Source organism: Intestinibacter sp. (assembly GCF_051866655.1).
Classification (GTDB): Bacteria; Bacillota; Clostridia; order Peptostreptococcales; family Peptostreptococcaceae; genus Intestinibacter.
In genome coordinates, this window is the sequence record NZ_JBJDXL010000561.1 from 1 (window position 1) to 9,001 (window position 9,001).

The 9,001-nt window shown below is 29.7% G+C and carries 7 protein-coding genes; 2 read left to right on the forward strand and 5 right to left on the reverse strand.

What is annotated here, in order from left to right:
• Positions 1–204 precede the first annotated feature (204 nt).
• From ACI3VO_RS16910 to ACI3VO_RS16925, 4 genes are read right to left on the reverse strand one after another with little or no spacing between them, the layout of a single operon-like run.
• Entirely contained in the window at positions 205–987 is a 783-nt protein-coding gene (locus ACI3VO_RS16910; protein ID WP_439759025.1) for a 4Fe-4S dicluster domain-containing protein, read from the reverse strand.
• A gap of 39 nt (positions 988–1,026) precedes the next feature.
• Positions 1,027–2,199, reverse strand: coding sequence for a mandelate racemase/muconate lactonizing enzyme family protein (locus ACI3VO_RS16915; protein WP_439759026.1), 1,173 nt, complete (start codon positions 2,197–2,199; stop codon positions 1,027–1,029).
• A gap of 3 nt (positions 2,200–2,202) precedes the next feature.
• Complete coding sequence (locus ACI3VO_RS16920; RefSeq protein ID WP_439759027.1) at positions 2,203–3,579, reverse strand: Na+/H+ antiporter NhaC family protein; 1,377 nt, start codon at positions 3,577–3,579, stop codon at positions 2,203–2,205.
• Entirely contained in the window at positions 3,572–4,915 is a 1,344-nt protein-coding gene (locus ACI3VO_RS16925) for a Na+/H+ antiporter NhaC family protein (RefSeq protein WP_439759028.1), read from the reverse strand. Before ACI3VO_RS16925 ends, ACI3VO_RS16920 begins: the two co-directional genes overlap by 8 nt.
• 217 nt (positions 4,916–5,132) lie before the next feature.
• On the opposite strand from ACI3VO_RS16925, the gene ACI3VO_RS16930 reads away from it, so the two are divergent.
• Together ACI3VO_RS16930 and ACI3VO_RS16935 are read left to right on the forward strand one after the other, a co-directional pair.
• Positions 5,133–5,657 carry a MarR family winged helix-turn-helix transcriptional regulator gene (locus ACI3VO_RS16930; RefSeq protein ID WP_439759029.1) on the forward strand — a complete coding sequence of 175 codons (525 nt, stop codon included), beginning with the start codon at positions 5,133–5,135 and terminating at the stop codon, positions 5,655–5,657.
• Between the two features lie 244 nt (positions 5,658–5,901).
• The gene (locus tag ACI3VO_RS16935) at positions 5,902–7,047 is read left to right on the forward strand and encodes an AAA family ATPase (RefSeq protein ID WP_439759030.1); all 1,146 of its coding nucleotides are present in this window, start codon (positions 5,902–5,904) and stop codon (positions 7,045–7,047) included.
• A gap of 53 nt (positions 7,048–7,100) precedes the next feature.
• On the opposite strand, the gene ACI3VO_RS16940 is transcribed toward ACI3VO_RS16935, so the two are convergent.
• Positions 7,101–8,933: a tetratricopeptide repeat protein gene (locus tag ACI3VO_RS16940; RefSeq protein WP_439759031.1), complete on the reverse strand. Its 1,833-nt coding sequence runs from the start codon at positions 8,931–8,933 to the stop codon at positions 7,101–7,103.
• Positions 8,934–9,001 lie beyond the last annotated feature (68 nt).

Genomic DNA, 9,001 nt, shown 5'->3' on the forward strand with positions numbered 1-9,001 from the left:
TGATTAACAGATTATATTAAAAATTCACTTATTTACACGACATAAAGTGAGAAAATGCCGTATTTTCAGACCCGACACACTTGTCCGGTTGTAAATTTTATGTTCTGCTGATATACTCAGCTCTATAACTTCAAATTTATCAAAATAATATCAAAAGTATATTTTTATTTTCTACTTACACACTTTATCTTACACTTCATTATGTTAAGAACCATAACTTTGACAGTGTTTAATTCCTTCTTTTGATGTAATAGTTACGCCTTTATACATCTTTAGATCTTCGCCTACTGGACATACACTTATGCATATTCCACATGGCCAGTGATGGTCATTTTTTACATCTACATTTCTTTGTGTACATGCCACTTTGTCCATTTTATAGATATCTTTTTTATCTTCTATATTTTCTTCAAAACATTTTGCAGGACAATTTTTTAAACATTTTTTGCAATGAATACAAAGATCCTCTTCTAACATTTCATCTGCTGGAATCGGCGCATCTGTAATAATAGATACAAGTCTTAAGCGTGGTCCAAATTCTTTGGTGATTAAATTATGACTATCACCTATAGTTCCTACACCAGCATAATATCCAGCGATAACATGTGAAAATGCTGCATTAGGATTTTTTAATAATACTTCTATACTATAGTAACAATCTCTTGGAAAATAAATTGCTTTATAACCAAGTTTTGTTACAATATAATTCGTTAATTTATAAGCCATATCATCTAAAACCCTGTTGCTAGTATCGTAAAGTTCTTGATATACCATAGATGGAGTTGTATTAATCATAGGTTCATATAGTGGTATTCCAAGAACAATAACATTTTTTGCCCATGGCCAAATATTTTGTGGCCAAAACTCAGGCGCTTGTATGGGCATTTCCTCCCATTTTGAGACAGAACATGATTTAATGATATTAACACCTAAATCATATGCCTTTTCACAAATTTTTTCTTTAAGCTGTTCTTTTGTCAACTCCATATTATAACCTTCCTTCAAATATAAATTACATATATTCTTCTATTGTATTGTTACAACTTCACTATTCTTAAATGTTTCTTCTGCAATTTCATTTCCTATCCCTGGAAGTTCTGGAATAGAAAATTGTCCATTTACAGGTTCATAATTGTATTTAGTCAATGAAGTCATTTTTGGCATCGAAGTATTTACATTATATTCATGGATTACAAAATTTGGGATAGCCGCTTCAAGATGTAATGATGCTGCTGTTACAAGAGGACTTCCACATACATGAATTTGCACACCTGTTTCATATAAATAAGCCATATCACATATCTTCTTTACTTCAGTAATTCCACCACAGTTTCCGATATCTGGTTGAATAATTTGTATTGAATTTTCTTCAAAATATTGACGATATTGCCAACGAGAATAAATACGTTCTCCACTCGCTACTGGAATTCCAGTTTCCTTATGAACATAAGATAGTAAATCTGGATGTGGAGTTGTTGGTTCTTCGTAATAAAGAATACCATATTTCTTAGCCATATTTCCATATTGTGTAGCAGATAATTTGTCTGTATAACAATGATTTTCCAGAATAATATCTACATTTTTACCTACTTCTTGACGTACTGCTGCAATACGCGCCTCTACAGTTTCCATATAAGATGGACTAAGGAATGCAGTTTGTTCTGTTTCATGATAACGCCCATTTTTTGGATGGAAAGTAAGGAAATTAATCTTTATTGCATCGAATCCTTTTTCAACAGCTATTCTTGCAACTCTTGCATAATCTTCTGGTGTCCTTGCTGGTTTTCTATTTTCGCCCCAGTCATTTTGAAGCTGACTTGCATAGGCACGTAGACTGTTACGTTGTTTTCCTCCAAGTAATTTATAAAGAGGTACGTTAAATGCTTTTCCCTTAATATCCCATAAGGCCATATCAAATGCACTCATTCCTCCAAATGTAATTGGCCCTCCATTTAGTGCAAAGAAACAATGTCTGTACATTTTTTGCCATATAACTTCATGATCAAGAGGGTCCATTCCTATTAACATCGGAGCCAAGTCCTTCATAATTCCAAATGCGGCATTCAATGTATCTCCATATGATAATGCTACCTCTCCATCTCCATAGATTCCAGTATCTGTGTAAACACGGCAAAATAAAGGTCTCCATCCATCTTCAACAGGATTTGAAAAAAGAAGATCAATCTTTGTAATTTTCATAATTTATACTACCTCACTTTCATTTTTGATTTCGCTTTCATTTTCATTTTCATTTTTATTTTTAAATTTTGAAAAAATACTTCCAAACTGAATACTTAATGCTGTAAAAATCATAAGGAAAAGTGGATAGAACTGATATTTTAAAATTTCTATATAAGTAGCACCCACTGCTTCCTGTGCCATCATTGCACCTGTTCCATGAGGTACAATCATAACAGCCACACAAGCTCCAATGTCTAAAAGACACGCTAGTTTATCAGAATTAATCTTATAACGCGCACCTACTTCTTTTGCTATTGGTGCAAGAATCATAATTGCCATAACATTATTTACAATTGTTGCACAAAGTACTAACGCTAATATTAATAAAATATATTCACAACTTTTCTTACCTGTGATTTTCTTAGTAACTACATTTACTAACCAGTCAATTCCACCATAATATCTTATAAATCCAACAAGACCAGAAATCATCATAGCAAATACTGCTAGCCAGAACATACTTTCCATTCCTGATGATACTGCTTGCGCCCATCCGAAAAACGAAATATTACCAATTGCAATTCCAATCACTCCAGCAAGCACGATACTAATTGCAAGTACAAGGATAACATCCATTCCCATTAGAGCAAAAATTAATGTAGAAGCATATGGAATGATTGTAAGTAGGTTATAGCTTCCAGCTTCAACTGCTTGTGTTCCACTTCCCATACTCAAAATCGCATAGGCAATAATTGTTAGAATTGCTGAAGGAAGCGCTAGTTTAAAGTTTACATTGAATTTTCCTTTCATATCAGCACCTACACCTCTAACAGCACAGATTGTTGTTCCTGCAATCATAGAAAGGTTGTCTCCGAAATAAGATCCTGTAATTACTGCTGCTCCTGCCATAGCTGGATTTAGTCCAGCTCCTTGTGTAAGGGCTGCTGCTACAGGAATCATTGTTGCTAAAGTCCCCATTGATGTTCCTATACATGTAGAAATTAATGCACATATTGCAAATATTCCTGGTATAAGGAAATAACTTGGAATTAAAGAAATACCAAGATTTACAATTGATTCTTGTCCACCCATCTGAGAACATACATTAGCAAATCCACCAGCCATCAATACCATAAGTCCTAGCTGCATAACTCCAGGCTTTCCTGCATTTTCACAGTATATATCTACTTTTTCTGTTACAGATTTTTCTTTGTCAAAGAATATTACTGCTACCAAAATTGCAATTAAAATTGCTACATATCTAGGCATTTGCCAGAATGGATCTTCTGTTCCAAGCACTGTAAATACAATTCCACATCCGACATATAATACTAAAAATATAAGTAATGGTAACAAGGCCTTTGCACCATAATTTTTTAAATTTTTATTCTCATTCATAGTTTTTTACTCTCCTTCTTTCTATTTTAAATCCAATCATAACTGCCGTACAAAGTATTAGCAGAAATGGATAAAACTGATATCTTACAATTTCTAAATAATTACATCCTATTGTTTCTTGAATCATCATCACTGCACTTCCATGTGGTGCAAGCATCACTGCCAGACATGCTCCAATATCTAGTAAACTTGCCATTCTCTTAGGACTGACTTCATACTTTTCTCCTAACTCTTTTGCAACAGGTGCTGTTATTATGATTGCCATCGTATTATTAACAATAACCCCAGATATTAACAGAGAAAGCAATCCTATAATCGATTCACAGCCTCGTCTATTATGGATTTTTTTTGAAACTGTATTGATCAACCAGTCAACTCCTCCATAATATTCTACCAATCCAATTAATCCAGAAACCAAAGTAGAAAACACCACTAGCCAAAACATATTTTCCATTCCTGAAGATACTGCTTGTGCCCATTCAAAAAACGATATCCTACCAGTCGCAACTCCAATTACACAACAAGATGCAATCCCAATTGTCAATACCATGACTACATCCATTCCTTTAATAGCGAGTACCAGTACTAGTAAATACGGAATTATTGCTTCAATATGATATTCTCCTGCCACAATTGATTGATTTGCTGAATGAGGACTAAATACCATATACATAACAATCGTTATTAAAGCAGCAGGTAAAGCAACAAAAAAATTAACACGGAATTTATCTTTTATTTCTGCTCCAACACCTTTGGTTGCACATATTGTCGTATCAGAGATCATAGACAAATTATCCCCAAAGAAAGCGCCAGTAATCACAGCTGCACCAACCATTCCAGGATTTAAACCTGTTCCAGATGATAACGAGTATGCAATTGGAAGCATAGTTACAATCGTACCCATTGATGTTCCTATGCAAGTCGATATTACTGCACATATTACAAATATTCCTGGGATTAAAAAATGAATTGGAATAAAAGTTAGTCCAAGATTTACAAGTGATTCTTTTCCTCCTATTACCTCTGCTGCACTTGAAAATCCGCCAGCCATTAACACAATAAATCCCAAGAGTATAACTCCTTTTTTCCCAGCTTTTGAACAATATATCTCAACTTTTTCTGTCAAACTCCTATGTGGTTCATAATAAATTAGAGAAAATATGATTGCAATCAGTATCGATATATATCTAGACATAATTGAAAAAGGATTATCCATTTTTAATAATGTGAATATACATCCACAACCAATATACAAACCTACAAATATCAAAATAGGAATCAGAGCTTTTGATCCATAACTTTTTCTTTCTCTTTTTTCTATTCTTTCATCCATCATAATATAAGTTTGCTATCCAAACTATAGCCCTTTCTTGATAAAATCTTTATTTTTAGATAATTCTATTCGTTATAAATAGTTTTATCGATAAACTATCTTACTAAAATATTAACATTCATACCATATAATGTCAATATTTTTTCTTGCATAAAAAAACTTTTTTTTCTATAATATAATTATACAGTTTTATAACAAAACTATTTAAGGAGGGTTGATTTTGGACTTCGATAATAAAAATATTAATGATATGATTTCTGATATTGACGATAAAGTAAATATCATTTTCCGACACAAAATGCTTATGTCTGCTTATGAGTCAATTCCACGAGACTATGATTTAGGTTTCTTCATGAGTGAAATAGAAGCTCACTGCATTGGATTCATTCACGATACTCCAGGAATCACTGCTAAGCAGCTATGCCAACTTACATATCGCACTAAAGGAACTATTTCTAATATGCTATCTAAACTTGAAAAAGAAGGTTTCATAGAACAGCGTAAAAATCCTGAAAATATGCGTGAACGCCATCTTTTTCTTACTGAAAAAGGTGAATATGCCTGTCAACAACACAAAGCATATGATCGTAAAGTAACTTGTAATTACTTGATGGAAATAGCAAAGTATTGTACTCCTGAGGAAATTAACGGTTTTTTTAAAGTAACGCACTATCGTAGGAAATATTTCGAAAAGGTCGTTGAACATGAAAAGGAAGTATACAAAGAAAGTCAGAAAAACAAGTAACTTTAATTTAACAAAAGTATGTAAATATTAAATAAAAAACAGCTTTGTATGATAAAATCGAATTATCAAAAGAAGCTGTTTTTTATGTCAAAATCATTATGTAATAAATAACAAAAAACTAATCGCAGTCCATATTTATAAATACTTATAAAACCCTATAAAAATATTTAAATCTGAATATAATACAAATAATATATAAATCATACTTTATGATATAATAGTAAAAAATAGCGAGGTGATAAATATGTATTTAAATACAAAAAGACCACTAGAAAACTATAAAAATTTATTTAATAGCAAATATTTTGTAGACAAATCACTTATATTAAATGATATAAATGAACTAATAAATACATCAGAAAAATTTTTATGTATTACTAGACCACGAAGATTCGGTAAAACTAGCATAGCAGATATGCTTAGCTCTTATTATTGCAAAGCATTTGATTCTTCATCTATATTCAATTCATTAAATATAAAAGACTCAGAAGGCTATAAAGAAAATTTAAATAAACACAATGTCATAAGTATATCGTTCAGCGAAATAACTGATTATGTACATACTTACAAGGACTATATGGATAACATTATCAATACCTTAAAAGAAGAAATAATAACAGAATTTAATATAAAAAATGTCGACACAACATACAGTTTAAAGAAAATATTGAGAATGTCTGGCGAAAAATTCATATTTATAATAGACGAATGGGATTATATATTTAATAATCATTTATTTGAAGATAATCAAAATGACTTTTTAGAGTTTCTAAGGAATATTTTCAAGGATGAAGCATATATATCTCTTTGTTATATGACTGGTATTTTACCAATTAAAAAATATGCTACTGGTTCTGCATTAAATATGTTCGACGAATACACTATGTTGAGCGACACATTATTTAACGAATATTTCGGATTCACAGAATCAGAGGTTAAAGTACTATGTAACAAACAAAACAAAATTAAATTTGACGAGCTAAGAGAGTGGTACAACGGTTATGTAAATGAAGGCGTAAAGCTATATAACCCAAGATCAGTTGTAAAAGCCTTAAAAAATAGAAAATGTAAAAATTACTGGACTAGCACTGGAGCTATGAATGAGGTATTAAAATACCTTAAATACAACATATTAGATGTCAAAAACGATGTCATTAAAATGGTAGCTGGAGAAGAAATAAAAATCAAAATAAATGAAGAATTTAGGGCAGGTCAAACGACTCCTAAAACAAGAAAAGAAATTTATTCAGCTATGATAGTTTTAGGCTTCCTATCCTATAACAATGGCTACTTAAAAATTCCAAATAAGGAATTAATGACACTTGCTGTTGCTATTTGCTATGATTCAAAAACAAAAGAGCATCATTGTAAAATAGAAAAATTAAGCTAAAATAAAAGTCAAGACTTATATTATCGTTCTTGACTTTCATTATATTTATAACCTTAGTTTTTAACTAAACACATTACATCATCTAATATAAACTCATAAATTTCCTCTTTCTTACACTTAATTTGCTTTTTCAATTTTGAATAAATCCTTTTAGCCTCTTCTACCTGCCCTTTATTATTTAATATAACTAACTTGAAATATAAAATATTAATATCTTTAATTCCCTTACCTTCTAAAAAAGTCACTAATTTTTCAGCAGCATCAAAGCTATTTAAATCTAATAAAATTTTAATTTTGCATATGTAAAAATCTAAAGTATGGCGATATTCTTTTAATGCCTGATCACATACTTCATAAGCATCGAACAATCTATTTAATTTATATAAGCATTTTATCTTTTCTAAATAAACATTAAGTTCTCCAAATTGACTTAAAATTTCATCACATAGAAGTGTCGCTTCTTCATAAAGTCCTAAATCATACAATAAATTTATTTTCAGCAGAACTAATTGTATATTATCTAAACTTAAGCAAATACTACTATTTATAAAATCAATTGCTTCTTGTTTTTTATTTGCTTGAGAATAGACTAAGCCTTTATATAAAATAAATGTTTCATGTTCTAAAAAATCACCTAATTTATAACTAAAAATATCTTTTAATTTACTCTTAGTTATTTCATCCAGTGCCTTTAATTTTTCCTCCCACTTATTTATACATTCAATAGCCTTATTTGATTCATTAGTATCTAAATATACCATACTCTTTAAAGCATAATATACTATCTCTGTTTCTTTATCTATATGTACAGTATCTAATACCTTTAAAGATTTATCGTATTCTACTATTTCATCATACAAGAAAGCTAACTCTAATTTTGAAATATTATCATCATTTTTCTTTATGGATTTTTTTAGTTTATTAAACAATATAGAATTTGCATCTGCTATCATTTCTAGATAAAATTGCTCTTGCTTTATGCACTTATCTTTCTTTAGTAAATAATATATCATGTCCTTAGCTTCCTCTGCCTTCTTTTGTGCTACATAACATACTATTATATCCATAGCTAAGTAATTGTATTTATCCTCCTCGAGAACTTTTTTGTAATACTCCTCTGCCTTTTTATAGTTTTCTTTTCTTAATGAAAACATCGCATTTAATAAATTACTGTACTTTGAATTAGGATACTGTTTTTCTATTTTAGATACGATTTTTTTTACTTTTATTAAATTCACAGGATTTTTACTATCTATATAAAACATAAATTCTTTTAAATCCAATTCTGGATGGTCGATCTTTAAATTTTTAATTTCTTTAAATAACAAATTAAATTCTTCTTTACTATCCAAAACATAGTCCAATTTGTAAAATAGCTCCATAAATTTATCGTATTCTTTACCCTCTTCAATATTAAAAAACTCATAATCTGGATATTCTTTTTTGTTTATTTTTCTAAGGAAATTATTAATATATTCTTCGGGAAATACCTTATATAATTCAAGTCTTTTTTCCACTAAGCAAAATTTATTATTTAAAATCCTTATAACATCCCTACAAACATACTTATCCTGCATAAAAATTATCAATATTATATACATATAGATATTATCTTTGTCCTGATCTTCAATTTGCAAAAGCTCTTGCCATATTCTAATATCGTTTCTTTTTATAAATGAATTATATGTATCCTCAACTTTGCTAATCCATTCAGATATAGCTTTATCATTTATATTTTTAATATATGAATATAAACTTTTTTTATAAGATTTTTTTAATTCTACAAATGCATCTATTCCCTCTTCTTTTTTGATACTATCTTTTTTATAAATATATCTCTCATTTAAATTTTTTATTTCTTTCGTAAATTCCAATTCATTAATCAATACAATCTTCCCCTTTTTATTCAAACACTAAAATATAAAAACTGTAAAAATTACTAATAATAAAATAC

Excerpts from the sequence above, each read along its gene's own strand:
- ACI3VO_RS16910 (WP_439759025.1), bottom strand. The coding sequence starts at position 987 with ATGGAGTTGACAAAAGAACAGCTTAAAGAAAAAATTTGTGAAAAGGCA.
- ACI3VO_RS16915 (WP_439759026.1), bottom strand. The coding sequence starts at position 2,199 with ATGAAAATTACAAAGATTGATCTTCTTTTTTCAAATCCTGTTGAAGAT.
- ACI3VO_RS16920 (WP_439759027.1), bottom strand. The coding sequence starts at position 3,579 with ATGAATGAGAATAAAAATTTAAAAAATTATGGTGCAAAGGCCTTGTTA.
- ACI3VO_RS16925 (WP_439759028.1), bottom strand. The coding sequence starts at position 4,915 with ATGATGGATGAAAGAATAGAAAAAAGAGAAAGAAAAAGTTATGGATCA.
- ACI3VO_RS16935 (WP_439759030.1), top strand. The coding sequence starts at position 5,902 with ATGTATTTAAATACAAAAAGACCACTAGAAAACTATAAAAATTTATTT.